14 protein-coding genes and 1 CRISPR repeat array are annotated in these 14,942 nt (G+C 68.2%); of the genes, 4 read left to right on the top strand and 10 right to left on the bottom strand.

Annotation, left to right across the window (positions count from 1 at the left end; translation table 11 throughout):
* A CRISPR array of direct repeats spans nucleotides 1–565; the repeat unit is 32 nt; unit sequence GTTTCAATCCGCGCCCCCGCACGGGGAGCGAC.
* A gap of 383 nt (nucleotides 566–948) precedes the next feature.
* The 5 genes from ASC46_RS14690 to ASC46_RS14710 all read right to left on the bottom strand — a co-directional run bounded on the left by ASC46_RS14690 (nucleotide 949) and on the right by ASC46_RS14710 (nucleotide 4,357).
* The gene (locus tag ASC46_RS14690) at nucleotides 949–1,278 is read right to left on the bottom strand and encodes a hypothetical protein (RefSeq protein WP_055460047.1); all 330 of its coding nucleotides are present in this window, start codon (nucleotides 1,276–1,278) and stop codon (nucleotides 949–951) included.
* 93 nt (nucleotides 1,279–1,371) lie between these two features.
* Nucleotides 1,372–2,394, bottom strand: a complete 1,023-nt coding sequence (locus ASC46_RS14695; RefSeq protein ID WP_055460048.1) for an amino acid ABC transporter substrate-binding protein — start codon at nucleotides 2,392–2,394, stop codon at nucleotides 1,372–1,374.
* Between the two features lie 23 nt (nucleotides 2,395–2,417).
* Complete coding sequence (locus ASC46_RS14700) at nucleotides 2,418–3,044, bottom strand: L,D-transpeptidase (RefSeq protein ID WP_082464849.1); 627 nt, start codon at nucleotides 3,042–3,044, stop codon at nucleotides 2,418–2,420.
* 44 nt (nucleotides 3,045–3,088) lie between these two features.
* The gene (locus ASC46_RS14705) at nucleotides 3,089–3,595 is read right to left on the bottom strand and encodes a hypothetical protein (protein WP_055460049.1); all 507 of its coding nucleotides are present in this window, start codon (nucleotides 3,593–3,595) and stop codon (nucleotides 3,089–3,091) included.
* Between the two features lie 108 nt (nucleotides 3,596–3,703).
* The gene (locus ASC46_RS14710) at nucleotides 3,704–4,357 is read right to left on the bottom strand and encodes an exopolysaccharide biosynthesis protein (protein WP_055460096.1); all 654 of its coding nucleotides are present in this window, start codon (nucleotides 4,355–4,357) and stop codon (nucleotides 3,704–3,706) included.
* Nucleotides 4,358–4,608: 251 nt separating this feature from the next.
* On the opposite strand from ASC46_RS14710, the gene osmF reads away from it, so the two are divergent.
* The 4 genes from osmF to ASC46_RS14730 are packed head-to-tail and all read left to right on the top strand — an operon-like array spanning nucleotide 4,609 to nucleotide 8,451.
* Nucleotides 4,609–5,514: a glycine betaine ABC transporter substrate-binding protein OsmF gene (gene osmF, locus ASC46_RS14715; protein WP_055460050.1), complete on the top strand. Its 906-nt coding sequence runs from the start codon at nucleotides 4,609–4,611 to the stop codon at nucleotides 5,512–5,514.
* 14 nt (nucleotides 5,515–5,528) lie between these two features.
* Complete coding sequence (locus ASC46_RS14720; RefSeq protein WP_055460051.1) at nucleotides 5,529–6,719, top strand: ABC transporter permease; 1,191 nt, start codon at nucleotides 5,529–5,531, stop codon at nucleotides 6,717–6,719.
* The gene (locus ASC46_RS14725; RefSeq protein WP_055460052.1) at nucleotides 6,716–7,702 is read left to right on the top strand and encodes an ABC transporter ATP-binding protein; all 987 of its coding nucleotides are present in this window, start codon (nucleotides 6,716–6,718) and stop codon (nucleotides 7,700–7,702) included. Before ASC46_RS14720 ends, ASC46_RS14725 begins: the two co-directional genes overlap by 4 nt.
* The gene (locus ASC46_RS14730; RefSeq protein WP_055460053.1) at nucleotides 7,702–8,451 is read left to right on the top strand and encodes an ABC transporter permease; all 750 of its coding nucleotides are present in this window, start codon (nucleotides 7,702–7,704) and stop codon (nucleotides 8,449–8,451) included. The genes ASC46_RS14725 and ASC46_RS14730 overlap by 1 nt, the downstream gene beginning before the upstream one ends.
* On the opposite strand, the gene ASC46_RS14735 is transcribed toward ASC46_RS14730, so the two are convergent.
* The 5 genes from ASC46_RS14735 to ASC46_RS14755 all read right to left on the bottom strand — a co-directional run bounded on the left by ASC46_RS14735 (nucleotide 8,433) and on the right by ASC46_RS14755 (nucleotide 14,936).
* Nucleotides 8,433–9,683, bottom strand: coding sequence for a molybdopterin molybdotransferase MoeA (locus ASC46_RS14735; RefSeq protein WP_055460054.1), 1,251 nt, complete (start codon nucleotides 9,681–9,683; stop codon nucleotides 8,433–8,435). The two genes, ASC46_RS14730 and ASC46_RS14735, sit on opposite strands and share 19 nt — an antisense overlap.
* Nucleotides 9,667–10,206: a molybdopterin-guanine dinucleotide biosynthesis protein B gene (gene mobB / locus ASC46_RS14740; RefSeq protein WP_055460055.1), complete on the bottom strand. Its 540-nt coding sequence runs from the start codon at nucleotides 10,204–10,206 to the stop codon at nucleotides 9,667–9,669. Before mobB ends, ASC46_RS14735 begins: the two co-directional genes overlap by 17 nt.
* 146 nt (nucleotides 10,207–10,352) lie before the next feature.
* Nucleotides 10,353–11,384 (bottom strand): formate dehydrogenase subunit gamma, encoded by a 1,032-nt coding sequence (locus ASC46_RS14745; protein ID WP_055460056.1) that lies wholly within the window; start codon nucleotides 11,382–11,384, stop codon nucleotides 10,353–10,355.
* A gap of 37 nt (nucleotides 11,385–11,421) precedes the next feature.
* A complete protein-coding gene (fdh3B, locus tag ASC46_RS14750; RefSeq protein ID WP_019400967.1) occupies nucleotides 11,422–12,018 on the bottom strand; it encodes a formate dehydrogenase FDH3 subunit beta in 597 nt (198 codons plus the stop codon).
* An 11-nt stretch (nucleotides 12,019–12,029) separates the two neighbouring features.
* Nucleotides 12,030–14,936: a formate dehydrogenase subunit alpha gene (locus ASC46_RS14755; protein ID WP_055460057.1), complete on the bottom strand. Its 2,907-nt coding sequence runs from the start codon at nucleotides 14,934–14,936 to the stop codon at nucleotides 12,030–12,032.
* Nucleotides 14,937–14,942: the final 6 nt, after the last annotated feature.

The raw sequence follows: 14,942 nt of genomic DNA on the forward strand, positions 1-14,942 counted from the left end.
GTTTCAATCCGCGCCCCCGCACGGGGAGCGACGATAGAGGCCCGCCTGACGGATAGCCTCGATCATGGTTTCAATCCGCGCCCCCGCACGGGGAGCGACCCTGCGCGACGCGCTTGCCAGCCTCCCGGAGCATGTTTCAATCCGCGCCCCCGCACGGGGAGCGACCGCGATGAAGGCAGAGCTGGTGACCTTCGTCGAGTTTCAATCCGCGCCCCCGCACGGGGAGCGACTTTGCGCCCGGCAGTACGTTGTTGATGTTGCGCGTGTTTCAATCCGCGCCCCCGCACGGGGAGCGACAGGCGGCGCCAAAGCCTGATGCCGGAGCAGAGCAGGTTTCAATCCGCGCCCCCGCACGGGGAGCGACTCCAGATGGCGATGTCGGTTTTCATGACACCCTCAGTTTCAATCCGCGCCCCCGCACGGGGAGCGACATGCATCGAAAGCCCGTTCGGTTCGCCAAGCTTCTCGTTTCAATCCGCGCCCCCGCACGGGGAGCGACCGGTCCGCCAGATCCACTCACCGTCCTTGCCGATGTTTCAATCCGCGCCCCCGCACGGGGAGCGACCGCCTCTTCTTAGCCGATTGCAGGAACAAGCAAAATAGAGCCGGAAGCGCGAACCGCGTCGTGCCGCTGCCCAGGAGAGCGAAGCGTTTTCTGCGTGACGATGATGTTTCAACGATGTCAAGGAGCCAGGGAGTGCGCGAACAGGGCCGGTTTTTTCGGCATGCTTGGGGTTCGCGCTTCCGACGCGCAGTTGGTCGTGCTGCGGTTGCGGGTGGCGTCTCGGCCGGGCCAACGCGGCACTGTCGGCCGGTCATCGGCCCTGCCCCCGCCTGCACCCGACGCAGACGCACGCCATGTTATGATCGCGCAAGCCGCCGGCCGGGGTTGAGATCGGGCGGCCGCCATTCGCGCCGTGGGTTCTATCCGTCCGATCGCGCTGCGGGCTATCGCCGCGTGCCGCCACCGTCAAACAGGTGGGGCAGGGCTGCGATCTGGTGTTCCTGCGCCGGGTCCGAACCCGCCCGCGTTTCCGGCCGCGCCCCCCGCCTCGCCCTCGCATGCCTCACGAGAGCAAGGCCAAGAGCGCTTGTCAGGCCACCGCAGAAGGCGAGGTACATGGCCACGGCTTCGGCGCCCGAGACAGTCGAGGTGAGCCATGCCGCGCAGGCCGCAAGGCCGGCGAGGCCGCTCGTGACGATCCAGGCGGGAGCACAGGTGAAGATACCGGTCAAGAAGCCGCCACAAGCGGCCAGTGCGGCAAGAAGAATGAACATCGGCTATCCTGGCAAGGCAATGAGCAATTAGAAACGATTGATCTCAAAATCCGTCCCCCAACGGGGATGGTCCGGGTGAACATGCCTCCTCGTTTACCTGAGCGGTGGCGCGTACTGGATTCCCCCCAGGCTCCAGAGCTGGTTGATGCCGCGCGGGATGCCGAGCTTCGAGCCGACGCCGACGTTGCGCTCGTAGACCTCACCGTAGTTGCCCACAGCGCGGACGATGCGGACCACCCAGTCGTTGGTGAGGCCGAGCTTCTCACCGAAGCCGCCTTCCGTGCCGACGAGACGCCGCACGTCGGGTTTGCTCGAACGGAGCGCTTCGTCGATGCGCGTCGACGACACGCCAAGCTCCTCGGCGTTGAGCATGGCGAAGCTCACCCATTTCACAATGGTGAACCAGACCATGTCGTCACTGCGGACGGCGGGCGCGAGCGGCTCCTTCGAGATGATGTCCGGCAGGACGGAGTGGTCGGACGGGTTCTCGAGCGCCAGTCGCTCGGCGTGCAGCTGCGACACATCGCTCGAGATGGCCGTGCAGCCCCCCTCGCTGTAGGTCCTCACGGCCTCCTCGGGCGAGGAGACGACCACGGTCTCGAGCGTCATGCCGTTGGCATCGGAAAAGTCGCGCAGGTTGACCTCGCTCGTCGTGCCCGCCTGCACGCAGACCTTCATCCCGTTCATTTCCAGCGCCGAGCCGATGGCGCGCGCCTTGGGCACGAGGAAACCCTGGCCGTCGTAATAATTCACGGCGGTGAAGACGATGCCGTGGTCCACCTCGCGTCCCAGCGTCCAGGTGGAATTGCGCGAGAGAACGTCCACCTTGCCGCTCTTCAGCGCCTCGAAGCGCTCCGCCGCCGAGAGGGGGACGAACTCCACCTTGGCAGGGTCGTCGAAGATCGCCGCCGCGATGGCGCGGCAGAAGTCGACGTCGAAGCCGCTCCATTGCTCCTTGCCGTCCCGGGCGGAGAAACCCATGAGGCCCTGGCTGACGCCGCAGACAAGCTTGCCGCGCTGCTTGACCGTGTCGAGCGTACCGGCTGCCGCCGGTGCCGCGAGCGCTGCTGCCGCCACAAAACCGGCGGCCGCGGCCGCATTTGCGATGACGCGCATTCCCTTCCCCCTGCCCTGCCCCGTCACAGCTTCGCGGCGTGGCGGACGATGACCTTGGTGCCCACCGGCACCCGTTCATAAAGATCGACGATGTCGTTGTTGACGAGACGGAAGCAGCCGGATGACACGGCATGGCCGATCGTCTGCGGCTGGTTGGTGCCGTGGATGCGATAGACGGTGGCGCCGAGATAGAGTGCCCGGGCACCCATGGGATTGCCGGGGCCGCCGGCCATGAAGCGCGGCAGATAGGGCTGGCGCTGGATCATCTCCGGCGGCGGGCGCCAGTCCGGCCATTCCTGCTTGCGCGAGATCTGCAGCAGGCCCGACCACTGGAAGCCCTCGCGGCCGACCCCAATGCCGTAACGCATGGCGCGGTTGTTACCCTCTACGAGATAGAGGAAGCGTTCCGACGTGTGGATGATGATGGTGCCGGGCGCCTCCGTCGTGCGGAAGAAGACGAGCTGGCGCTCGAAGGGCCCGGAGAGGATCTCGTCGGCCTCGTCGGGCACGAAGCCCGGTTGATCCTCAATCTCCATGACGCCCCGTTGCACCTGCGCCACCGCCGGCATCGCGACCATCACCGCCAGGACAAGTCCCGCGAGCACCCCAAACAGCCGCTGGAGGAGAACGTCCGTTTCCGGCATCGCCATCACCTCGCTTGTTCGTGGCGCGCGCAGCCGCGCCGCTGTTGCTCTCACCCCGCCGTCGTTCTTGCGCTCCGCGGCGCGCAATTGACATAGACCATCGTGCCGTAGCGGGACGAGACGTCCGGATCGACCCACTGCACGGTGAAGCTCGTATCGTCGACGGCGATGAGCTCCATGTCCGTCAGGTCACCGGCCGGCCGCTCGCCCGGGCCGATGAAGGTGCGGCCCTCGCGCGTCGTCTTGACGAGGAGTTCGCGCGGCTCCTTCTCGTCGGCGAGGTTCATGATCACGCCGCCGTCGGCCCCCGCCTTGATGACATAGGGATTGCGGCACTGGGCGCGCGCTTCCTTGACCGTGCGGTCGCGGTCGGTGTCGCGGTGATAGGAACCGAGGCCCCAGCGGCCCACCAATTGCTCCGCCGTCACCGGTGGCAGGGCCGGCGTGGTCACGGCGGGCGAGACGACGTCATCGCCCGCGCAGCCGGCAAGCAGCGCCGCGCCGGTAATCCAGAAAGCCGTTGACAGATACGCCCGACGCTCGATCGCAAAACCCATGGCATTCCCCCCTTTGCCAGGTTGCGCAGCCGCGGGCCGAGCCGGCGGCGGCAAGAGCATCACGACGAAAGGACGGTGGGTCAAGCCGCTTTGCGTGCAAGGGGTGGATCAGAACGGCCAGAGATGCGTGAAGAAGGCGACGGCGGCAGCAACGAGCGCCGTCGAGATGGCGGCCAGCACGGCAAGGCTCGCGAGCTTGCCCAGCCAGCCGACGGCGACCGCGATGCCGTCGCGCTCCATGAGCCCGATAGCGAAGGCCGAGATGGCGAAGGCCGGCAGCATGTTGCCGAAGGGGATCGGCAGGAAGAGGATGATCGCGAGGATGAGGCAGGCGCCGCCGATGATGCGGTCGTGCATCGGGTTGAAGAGGCCGGTCAGGCGCGGCTGCAGCATGCGCTCGAACCGCGTCAGATGCGGCAGCAGCTTGTCGGCCATGGCGGCGAAATCGTTGCGCGCCAGCGAGCGCTCCGTGATGAACTGCGGCAGCCACAGCACCGGCCGGCCGAGCATGAGCTGCGCCGCGATGAACAGAAGCGGAGCGCCGAGCACGGACGAGGTGCCGGGCGGCAGCGGCAGCACATTCGGCACCGCGAAGATGAGCATCAATGCGCCAAAGGCCCGGTCGCCGAAGGCATCGAGAATGTCGGCGACGCGGACCCGCTCGGATGGGAAGGCCGCGAGATCCCGCAGCACCTCCGAGAAACGGCGGCGCGGGCGCGCCACCCCAAACACGACCGGCATACGATTCGTATCGTCCAGCATGCGAATTCCGGCAACGAGGCCCGGCATGCGGGCGCTACGAAGGACAGATGGGGTCCACGTCGTCAACGACAACGGCACGCCACATCTGGACGAACATCAAGGACGAATCATGACAGCGTGCGTATCGTGCGGCCTGCGGCTGCGCGCTGCGCCATGCACGCGCCGGGACATTGATGCATCGGCACGGCTCGCCCTATGCTGTCGACCATGAGGCGCGTCACGGCTCGCGCATTCGGAAGGGGGACGCTTCCATGAAGAAGACGGTCCTGGCCGCCGTCGCGGTCATTGCCATGGCAACGGGCACAGCGCGCGCCGACGTCGTCGTCGCATCGAAGATCGACACGGAGGGCAGCTTGCTCGGCGCGATGATCCGCCTCGTGCTGCAGGAGAACGGCATCCCTGTCGTCGACCGGGTCTCGCTCGGGGCGACGCCCGTGGTGCGCGCCGCGATCAGGGCAGGCGAGATCGACATCTACCCGGAGTACACCGGTAATGCCGGCTTCTTCTACAACATGGCCGACAGCGACGTCTGGAAGGACGCAGCCAAGGGCTATGCCGAGGCGAAGAAGCGCGACTATGACGCCGAAAAGATCGTCTGGCTGACGCCGGCCCCGGCCAACAACACCTGGGCGATCGCCGTGCGTGGCGACCTCGCGGCGGCAGAGAAGCTCGCGACGATGTCGGACTTCGGTGCCTATGTGGCGAAGGGCGGCACGGTGAAGCTCGCCGCCTCGGCCGAGTTCGTCAACTCGGCCGCGGCCCTGCCCGCCTTCCAGAAGGCCTATGGCTTTACCCTGAAATCCGACCAGTTGCTGACGCTCGCCGGCGGCGACACGGCCGCCACGATCAAGGCGGCGGCCGAGGGGACGGACGGCACCAATGCCGCCATGGTCTATGGCACGGACGGCGCCATCGCCGAGGTCGGCCTCGTCGTCATGACGGACGACAAGGGCGTGCAGCCGGTCTATCAACCGGCGCCGATCATCCGCGAGGCGGTGCTGAAGCAATATCCGCAGATCGAGGAGTTGCTTGAACCGGTGTTCGCCTCGCTCGACCTCGAGACGCTGCAGAAGCTCAACGGGCGCATCGCCGTCGGCGGCGAGAACGCCGGTGCTGTGGCGAAGGACTACCTGACGAGCAAGGGCCTCCTGAAGTAGCGGGCCGCCCTCGCGTGACGGAAGAGCCGACAGCGCGCCCGGTGCCGACGGGAGCCGCCGCGGAGGGACGCGGCCTTGCGCGGCTGTGCGCCGTCGCGGCGCTCCTCGCCGTCGCGTTTGCGCCCTTCCTCGCGCTGCAGCCCAACCGGATCGTCTCGGGCGAGGGCTTCTCCCTGCCCGCACTGCCAGCCGCATGGCTCGGACTGCCGCTTGCCGCCGTCCTCACGGCCTGCGCCCTCGTCGCGGCGCTCGCGCATCATGCCGCCGTGCAGGCCTTGGCCGGAGCGGCCGGCGCGCTCGCCGCCCTCCTCGGCGCCGGCCTTGCGGCGACGGCCCTGCTGCCGGCGGGCGCGACGCTGGCGCGCGTCTCCCTCGGCTCCGGCTTCTGGCTCACCACCGGCGCCTTCGGACTGATCCTCGCCGATGCGCTCGTCAAGCTGCGCGGCGGGCCGCTGGCGCGCATCACGCTCGCCTTCGCCGCCGTCGGGGCGGTGCTCGCCGTGCTGGCGGCGGGGCTGTGGAACGACCTGTCGATCATGCGCGAATACGCGGCCAACCGCGACAGCTTCTGGCAGCAAGGGGCGCGCCATCTCGTGCTCGTTGGCGGCAGCCTCGCGCCGGCGCTGCTGCTCGGCATCCCGCTCGGCTATCTATGCCATCGCCTTGCCGCGGCGCGGGGAGCCGTGCTCGCGGTGCTGTCGGTCATCCAGACCGTGCCGAGCATCGCCATGTTCGGCCTGATGATGGCCCCGCTCGCCGCGCTCGCCGCCGCCTATCCCGCGCTCGGCGCTGCCGGCATCCGCGGCATCGGCCTGACGCCCGCCCTCCTTGCGCTGTTCCTCTATTCGCTGCTGCCTGTCGTCGCCAATACGGTGGCGGGCTTCGCGGCCGTTCCGCCGGCGGTGGTGGAAGCGGCGCGCGGCATGGGCATGGGGCCCTTGCGGCGCCTCGCCGGCGTCGAATGGCCGCTCGCCTTCCCCGTCATCGTCACGGGCGTGCGCATCGTGCTGGTGCAGAACATCGGCCTTGCGGCGGTCGCGGCGCTGATCGGCGCCGGCGGCTTCGGCACCTTCGTCTTCCGCGGCATGGGGCAGACCGCCATGGACCTCGTGCTGCTCGGCGCTGTGCCCATCGTCATTCTCGCCTTCCTTGCCGCCGTCGTGCTCGATGCGGTCGCGGGCCGTGCGCGAGGGAGGGCGGCATGATCACGGTCGAGGGACTGACGAAGAGCTTCGGGCCGGTCCGAGCGGTTGACGGCATCTCCTTCGAGCTCGCCGAGGGCGAGGCGCTGGCGCTCATCGGCCCGTCCGGCTGCGGCAAGTCGACGACGCTGCGCATGATCAATCGCCTCATCGAGCCGAGCGCCGGGCGTGTCCTGATCGATGGCGTCGACACGACGGGCATTCCACCGGCGACGCTCAGGCTGCGCATGGGCTACGCCATCCAGGGCATCGGCCTCTTCCCCCACCGTACCGTCGCCCAGAACATTGCCACCGTGCCGCGTCTGCTCGGCTGGCCGCGCCCACGCATCGCGGCCCGCGTCGCGGAACTGCTCGAGCTCTTCGGCCTACCGCCTGCCATCTTCGCACGCAAATATCCGCACGAACTGTCGGGCGGCCAGCAGCAGCGCGTCGGCGTGGCACGGGCCATGGCGGGCAAGCCCGCCGTGCTGCTGATGGATGAGCCCTTCGGCGCGCTCGATCCCATCACCCGCACGCGCCTGCAGGACGAGTTCCTCGCCATCCGCCGGCGCATGGGCACGACCGTGCTGCTCGTCACACACGACATGGATGAGGCCTTCAAACTCGCCGACCGGCTGGCGGTGATGGAGAGGGGGCGCATCGTGCAGCTCGACGCGCCGGAGAGCCTTCTGCGCCGGCCGGCGAGCGCCTTCGTCGAGTCGCTGATCGGTAGCGAGGATCGTGGGCTGAAGCTGCTCTCCCTCGCCGGCGTCACCGCTTTGATGGGGCCTGCGATGGACTGGATGCCGATAGGCGACGGCACCTTCCGCAAGGCGGGCGCAAACGTATCCCTCGCCCCCCTCTCCGCCTCGGCGAGCCTGCGCGAGGCGGCGTCGCGCCTCGTCTTCGCCGGCGTCGACGAGTTGCCCGTCATCGACGAGGGCGGAGCGATCGTCGGCGTGATCGACATGGAGCGGATCATCGCCTTCGGCGGAGGCAGCCGGTGATGGCGCAGCGGCGGGGCCTCCTGCGGATCGTGGCGGCCGGGATCGCCGTCGCGCTCTTTTCCATCATGGTACTCGTCCCGCGGGCCTTCGAGCGGCCGCTCGCGGCGCTGGCGAAATTCGGCCAGCCGGCGATCTACGACCGCGACAGCATCCTGGCGCTGACCCTCTCGCATATCGGCCTCGTCATCGCGGCGAGCCTTGCGGCGCTCGTCATCGCGCTCGCCATCGGCATCTTCGTGACCCGCCCGGCCGGCGCGCAATATCTGCCGCTCGCCCGCGCCGTCGCCAATCTCGGGCAGACCTTTCCGCCCATCGCCATGCTCGCGGTCGCCGTGCCGCTTACCGGCTTCGGCGCGCGGCCGACGCTCGTCGCGCTCTTCGCCTACGGGCTCCTGCCGATCTTCGAGAATACCATCGCCGGGCTGAAGGGCGTCTCGCCGCAGGTGGTCGAGGCGGCGCGCGGCATGGGCATGACGGGCCGGCGCATCCTCAGGGAGATCGAGCTGCCGCTGGCGCTGCCGGTGATCATCGCGGGCTTCCGCGTCTCGATCATCGTCAGCATCGGCACGGCGACGATCGGCTCCACGGTCGGCGCACGGGGCCTCGGCGAGATCATCATCGCCGGGCTGCAGGCGGACAACCTCGCCTATGTGCTGCAGGGCGGCGTGCTCGTCGCCATGCTCGCCATCCTCGTCGACCTCGGCCTCGGCTTCCTCGAGCGGCGGGCGCGTCAGCCGAGGAGCGCGTAGGGATAGACGTCGACCCTGTCGCCTTCGGCAAGGTCTGTCATGTCCTCGGGCAGTGCCGCGAGGCCGTCCGTCTTGGTGAGCGAGGTCAGGACGCCGGCACCGTCGCGCGGGTATTTCACCGCCTCGTATGTGCCGTCTCCTCCCCGCCGCAGGCTGACGCGCACGAACTCGCGCCGCCCGGCCTTCTTGCGATAGGCGAAGGCGGCCCGTGCCGGGATGGCGAGCGGGCGCGGTAGCTCCGCGCCCATCAGCCGGGCGAGAAGCGGGCACACCACGAAGGTGAAGGTGACATAGACGGCAACGGGATTGCCCGGCAGGCCGACGAAGGGCGTGCCGGCGATGACGCCCATGGCGACCGGCCGGCCCGGCTTGATGGCGAGGCGCCAGAAGACGAGCCGGCCCGCCGCCTCCACCGCCGCCCGGACATGGTCCTCCTCCCCCGTCGAGACACCGCCCGAGGTGAGGATCAGGTCATGCTCCCCGCTCGCAGCCGCGAGCGCCTCGCGCAGGCGCTCCGGCTCGTCGCGCAGCACGCCGAGGTCCGACACCGCGACGCCCAGCCGGCCGAGCAAGGCGATGAGGGCGAAGCGGTTCGAATCGTAGATGCCGGCCGTGGGCAGCGGCTCGCCCGGTTCCACCAACTCGTTGCCCGTGGAGAAGACGGCAACCCGCAGCGGCCGACGTACCGGCAGGCTCGCATGGCCGACGGCCGCCGCGAGCGCGAGGTCCTGCGGCCTGAGGAGCCGGCCCGCCGCCAGCGCCACCGCGCCGCGCGCAATGTCCTCGCCCGCCTTCCGGCAATTGGCGCCGCGCTTCAGCCCCGACGGCAGGACGACCGTCCCGCCATCGAGCGTCACGTCCTCCTGCATGAAGACGGTGTCTGCCCCGGCGGGCATCGGCGCGCCCGTGAAGATGCGCACGGCATGGCCGGGGGGTATGGCGGCCGCGGCACTGCCGGCGATCACCCGCCCGGCGGCCGGCAGGCGCGTCTCGCCCTCGCGCGCAAGGTCGTCATAGCGCACGGCCCAGCCGTCGACGGCGGAATTGTCGAAAGGTGGTAGATCGACGAGCGCCGGCACATCGCGCGCCAGCACGCGGCCCTCGGCGCTGCGCACCAGCACATCCTCGATGCCGTCGACGGGCGCGATGCGCTCGCCGATCAGCGCCAGCGCCTCCTCGACGGACATCAGCGGCCCGCCGAAGGCGAAGCAGTCGTCACTCAGCTGGGCCATGCGCGGAAAGCCTCTCCATCAGCCGCTCCACGGGCTCGGCATGGGCCAAGACGACATCGGCGATCGTTTCGATGTCGTCGATGTCGATGACCGGGCGCCCTGCATCGGGCAGGGCAACGTCGCTCGCCACGGCGACGATGCGGCCGTCGTCGGGATGGAGCGGCGGCTTGCCGTTGGCCTTGCGGTAGACCTCCACCTTGACGTGCTCCTCGCGCTTGAAGCCCTCGACGAGGAGGATATCGCAATCGTCGATCAGCGCCACGAGCTCGGCGAGCCGCGGCTCGCGCTCGTCCCTCAATTCGCGCATCAGTGCCCAGCGCCGGCGCGAGGCCACCAGCACCTCGCGCGCGCCGGCCTGCCGGTGCAGGAAGGAATCCTTGCCCGGCCTGTCGACATCGAAGGCGTGATGCGCATGTTTGATGGTCGAGACGCTGAGCCCGCGGGCGACGAGAACCGGGATGAGGCGGGTGAGAAGGGTCGTCTTGCCGGAGCCGCTCCAGCCGGCGAGGCCAATGACACGCATTGAGAAATCGATCCGGACACGAGAAAGCCGGATGCCCCTTGCGAAGCATCCGGCCCGACTGTGCACAAGGCGACGGGGTGCGTCGAGCCCTTCTTCCCCCTCCCCGCCACCCCGTGGGGGAGGGAGAGAGGCCTCGGTCGTTAGCCCTATTCCGCCGGCACGGCCGTCGGCGGCACGCCGTGCTTGCCGTCGGCCGTGGCCTTGCGCTCCTCCTCGGCGACCCAGAGGCTGTGATGCTGACGCGCCCAGTTGAGGTCGACCTCGCCGTTGCCCATGGCGTCAAAGGCGCCCTCCATGCCGAGCGTGCCGATATAGATGTGGCCAAGAATTACGGCCGTAAGGAGCACGCCAAGGAGGCCGTGCACCACCTGCGCCGTCTGCATGCCGGCGATCGTCGTGCCGTAGAACGGGAACAGCAGGATATAGCCGCTGACCGCGATGGCGGCGCCGACGAGGATGACGAGCCAGAACAGCATCTTCTGGCCGGCGTTGAACTTGCCGGCCGGCGGATGCGCCTTGCCGACGATGCCGCCGCCCTGCGCGAACCACGTCACGTCGACGCGGCTCGGGATATTGCGCAGCGCCCAGATGAAGAACATCAGCACCAGCCCCAGCGTGAAGGGGAAGCTGAGATAGTTGTGGGCGTATTTCGCGGCCATCGAGAAGGTGGAGAAGGCCTCCGGCCCGATGAGCGGCAGCAGCAGCGACTTGCCGAAGGCGACGTTGAGGCCGGACAGCGCGAGGATGACGAAGCAGCTCGCCGTCAGCCAGTGCACGAAGCGCTCGAACCACCTGAAGCGCACGATGGTGCGGCCTGACGGCCCGGCCTCCGTGCGGATGCGCCCGCGCACCAGAAAGAAGACCGCGAGCACCGCGAGCATGCCGAGGATGGCGATGCCGCCGATCCAGGCCAGCGTGCGCTCGTGATAGGCCCGCCATTCCTGCCCCTCGACCTGGATCAGCGTCGCCGCCTTCCGGTCGGGGATCGACACGCGGCCGGTGACCCGGTCGAGTGCCTGCATGAGCTGCTCTTCCCTCACCGCCTCGGTCGTCGGATTGACCTGGGCGAAAGCGGAGCCCGTCGCCGCGGGCAGCGCGAGGAGCAGCGCCAGCAGCATCGTCAGTGCGGCGGCGATGCCGCGGGCCGACCAGCGCCGATCGTGTCCTGTGCGGGTCATGGCTCGTTCCTCCCCTCCCGTCGGCCGCTCGGCCCGATCAAACGTCGATCGTCTCGCGATAGGCCGTCTTCCAGCCCCACGCACCGGAGCCGTAGCCGCGCTTGAGCACGCGTTCCTTGTAGATGGCGGCGATGATCTCGCCGTCGCCGGCGAGCAGCGACTTCGTCGAGCACATCTCGGCGCAGAGCGGCAGCTTGCCTTCGGCGATGCGGTTCGCGCCATATTTCTGGTACTCGGCGGCGGTCAGGTCCGGCTCGGGCCCGCCGGCGCAGTAGGTGCACTTGTCCATCTTGCCGCGCGAGCCGAAATTGCCGACGCGCGGATATTGCGGCGCGCCGAACGGGCAGGCGTAGAAGCAATAACCGCAGCCGATGCACAGATCCTTCGAATGCAGCACGATGCCGTCGGCCGTGTTGTAGAAGCAGTCGACCGGACAGACGGCCTTGCAGGGCGCGTCCGTGCAATGCATGCAGGCCATGGAGATCGACCTCTCGCCCGGCTTGCCATCGTTGATGGTGACGACGCGCCGGCGGTTGATGCCCCAGGGCACCTCGTTCTCGTTCTTGCAGGCGGTCACGCAGGCGTTGCACTCGATGCAACGGTCGGCGTCGCAGAGGAATTTCAAACGGGCCATTTCATCCTCCCTCAGGCCGCCCTGATCTGGCACAGCGTCACCTTGCCCTCGTGCATGCCCGTCACCGGGTCATAGCCATAGGTGGTGATGGTATTGGCGCTTTCGCCGAGGACGATGGGATCCGCGCCCGGCGGGTAGTTCTTGCGCTGGTCCTCGCCCATGAACCAGCCGGAGAAGTGGAAGGGCATGAAGGCGACGCCCTTGCCGACACGCTCCGTGACGAGCGCCTTGACACGGGCCTTGGACTGGTTCTCCGGCCCCGTCACCCACACCCAGCCGCCGTCGCTGATGCCGCGCTCGGCCGCGTCCGCCGGATTGATCTCGACGAACATGTCCTGCTGCAGCTCGGCGAGCCACTTGTTGGAGCGCGTCTCCTCGCCGCCGCCCTCGTATTCGACGAGGCGTCCGGAGGTCAGGATGATGGGGAAGTCCTTCGCGATGCCCTTGTCCACCGCCGCCTTCTGGACGGTGAAGCCGATGTTGGGCACGCGGAAGCTCTTGAAATCCTCCCGCGTCGGATATTTCGCCACAAGGTCGGCGCGCGGCGAATAGATCGGCTCGCGGTGCACCGGCACCGGATCGGGCAGGTTCCACGCCACCGCGCGGGCCTTGCCGTTGCCGTAGGGGATGCAGCCGTGCTCCAGCGCCACGCGCTGGATGCCGCCGGACAGGTCTGTCGACCAGGAGACGGCGTCGGGATTGTTGCCGCCGATGCCCTCGATGGTGGCGCGCTCCGCCTCCGTGAGGTCGGCATCCCAGCCGAGCTTCTTGAGGACGCCATAAGTGAATTCGGGATAGCCGTCCGTGATCTCGGAACCCTGCGAGTAGGAGCCCTCCGACAGAAGCGTCACGCCCTCGCGCTCCACGCCGAAACGGGCGCGGAAGGTGCCGCCGCCGTCCTTCACGTGGATGTTGGTGTTGTAGAGCGTATGCGTGCCCGGATGCCGGTATTCGGGCGTGCCCCAGCACGGCCAGGGCAGGCCGTAGTAGTCGCCGCCGACCTCCGGCACGTCCTTCGCCGCGCGCAACGTGACGATGTCGAACTTGTCCTGGTTCGCCATATGCGCCTTGAGGCGCTCGGGCGACTGGCCGCAATAGCCGGTGGACCAGCCGCCGCGGTTGATCTCGCGCAGGATGTCCTCAGGCTCGGGCCTGCCGTTCTCGACCTTGATGTTCTTGAACATCTCGTCGGCGAAGCCGAGCTTCGTCGCCAAGCGATACATGACCTCGTAATCGTCTTTCGATTCGAAGATCGGCTTGACGATCTGCTCGCCCCACTGGAGCGAGCGGTTGGAGGCCGTGCGCGAGCCCGACGTCTCGAGCTGTGTACAGATGGGCAGGAGATAGGTGCCGTCCTTGCGCTGCGAGATTGCGGCGTAGGTCGTCGGATGCGGATCGCCGACGACGAGGAGGTCGAGCTTCTCGAGGCCCTTCACCATTTCCGGCATGCGGGGAATGGTGTTGCCGCCGTGGCCGAAGACCATCATGGCGCGGACATTGTCCGGTTGATCCACTTGGTCCTTGGGCAGGAGCACGGCATCAAACCACCGCGTCGAGGGGATGCCGGGCGCCTCCATCATCTTCTTGTCGACGAAGCGCGAGAGCATCCAGTCGTAATCGACCTCCCACACCCGGCACCAGTGCTTCCACGCGCCTTCGGTGAGGCCGTAGTAGAGCGGCAGCGACGTGATATCGAGGCCGAGGTCGGTCGCTCCCTGCACGTTGCAATGGCCGCGGAAGATGTTGGCGCCGTTGCCGAAGCCGCCGACGTTGCCGGTGGCGAGCAGCAGGTTGCAATAGGCGCGCACGTTGGCCGTGCCGACCGAGTGCTGCGTACCGCCCATGCACCAGATAAAGGTGGACGGCCGCTCCTTGGCGAAGGTTTCGGCGACGCGCTTCAACTGCTCTCCGGGCACGCCCGTCACGTCTTCGACGGTGGCGGGATCCCACTTCTTCACCTCGGCGCGCACCTGATCCATGCCGTAGACGCGCTGGGCGATGAACTGCTTGTCCTCCCAGCCGTTCTCGAAGATGTGCCAGAGCATGCCCCAGATCACGGCAATGTCGGTGCCGGAACGGATGCGCACATATTCCGTCGAATGCGCCGCCGTGCGGGTGAAGCGCGGATCGATGACGAAGACGTTGGCGCGGTTGATCTCCTTGCCTGTCAGGATGTGCTGCAGCGACACCGGGTGGGCCTCGGCCGCATTGGAACCCATGAAGACAATCGTCTTCGAGTTGCGGATGTCGTTGTAGCTATTCGTCATGGCGCCATAGCCCCACGTGTTCGCGACGCCCGCGACCGTGGTGGAATGGCAAATGCGTGCCTGGTGGTCGACCGAGTTGGTGCCCCAGAAGGCGGCGAACTTGCGCAGGAGATAGGCGCCTTCGTTGGAATATTTGGCCGAACCAAGCCAGTAGACGGACTCCGGGCCCGACGTGTTGCGGATCTCCATGAGCTTGTCGCCGATCTCGTTGATGGCGTCGTCCCAGGAGATGCGCTGCCAGGCGCCGTTCACCAGCTTCATCGGATATTTCAGGCGCCGGTCGCCATGCACCAGCTCGCGGATGGCCGCGCCCTTGGCGCAATGGGAGCCCCGGTTGATCGGGCTGTCCCATGACGGTTCCTGGCCCACCCACACGCCGTTCTGCACCTCGGCGGTCACCGTGCAGCCGACGGAGCAGTGGGTGCAGATGTTCTTCTTGCGCTCGACGGGCTGCTGGAAATCGGTGGGGCCGGCTTGCGCGCGGCGCACGGCGCCCACCTCGATCGTGCCGACCGCGGCGAGGGCACCGGCCGCGAAGCCGGCCCGCTTCAGGAAGGCGCGCCGGTCGACAAGGGATGCGCCCCCGAAGCCGGCGGCGACGGCCTGCAGCCGTCCCTGCGCGGCCGCAGCGAACTTGCGCTTGATGAGCATGTCGGC

Source organism: Chelatococcus sambhunathii, assembly GCF_001418005.1.
Taxonomy (GTDB): Bacteria; Pseudomonadota; Alphaproteobacteria; order Rhizobiales; family Beijerinckiaceae; genus Chelatococcus_A; species Chelatococcus_A sambhunathii.

Coding starts and splice junctions, on each gene's coding strand:
- ASC46_RS14690 (WP_055460047.1), bottom strand. CDS start 1,278: ATGTTCATTCTTCTTGCCGCACTGGCCGCTTGTGGCGGCTTCTTGACC.
- ASC46_RS14695 (WP_055460048.1), bottom strand. CDS start 2,394: ATGCGCGTCATCGCAAATGCGGCCGCGGCCGCCGGTTTTGTGGCGGCA.
- ASC46_RS14700 (WP_082464849.1), bottom strand. CDS start 3,044: ATGGCGATGCCGGAAACGGACGTTCTCCTCCAGCGGCTGTTTGGGGTG.
- ASC46_RS14705 (WP_055460049.1), bottom strand. CDS start 3,595: ATGGGTTTTGCGATCGAGCGTCGGGCGTATCTGTCAACGGCTTTCTGG.
- ASC46_RS14710 (WP_055460096.1), bottom strand. CDS start 4,357: ATGCTGGACGATACGAATCGTATGCCGGTCGTGTTTGGGGTGGCGCGC.
- osmF (WP_055460050.1), top strand. CDS start 4,609: ATGAAGAAGACGGTCCTGGCCGCCGTCGCGGTCATTGCCATGGCAACG.
- ASC46_RS14725 (WP_055460052.1), top strand. CDS start 6,716: ATGATCACGGTCGAGGGACTGACGAAGAGCTTCGGGCCGGTCCGAGCG.
- ASC46_RS14730 (WP_055460053.1), top strand. CDS start 7,702: ATGGCGCAGCGGCGGGGCCTCCTGCGGATCGTGGCGGCCGGGATCGCC.
- ASC46_RS14735 (WP_055460054.1), bottom strand. CDS start 9,683: ATGGCCCAGCTGAGTGACGACTGCTTCGCCTTCGGCGGGCCGCTGATG.
- mobB (WP_055460055.1), bottom strand. CDS start 10,206: ATGCGTGTCATTGGCCTCGCCGGCTGGAGCGGCTCCGGCAAGACGACC.
- ASC46_RS14745 (WP_055460056.1), bottom strand. CDS start 11,384: ATGACCCGCACAGGACACGATCGGCGCTGGTCGGCCCGCGGCATCGCC.
- fdh3B (WP_019400967.1), bottom strand. CDS start 12,018: ATGGCCCGTTTGAAATTCCTCTGCGACGCCGACCGTTGCATCGAGTGC.
- ASC46_RS14755 (WP_055460057.1), bottom strand. CDS start 14,936: ATGCTCATCAAGCGCAAGTTCGCTGCGGCCGCGCAGGGACGGCTGCAG.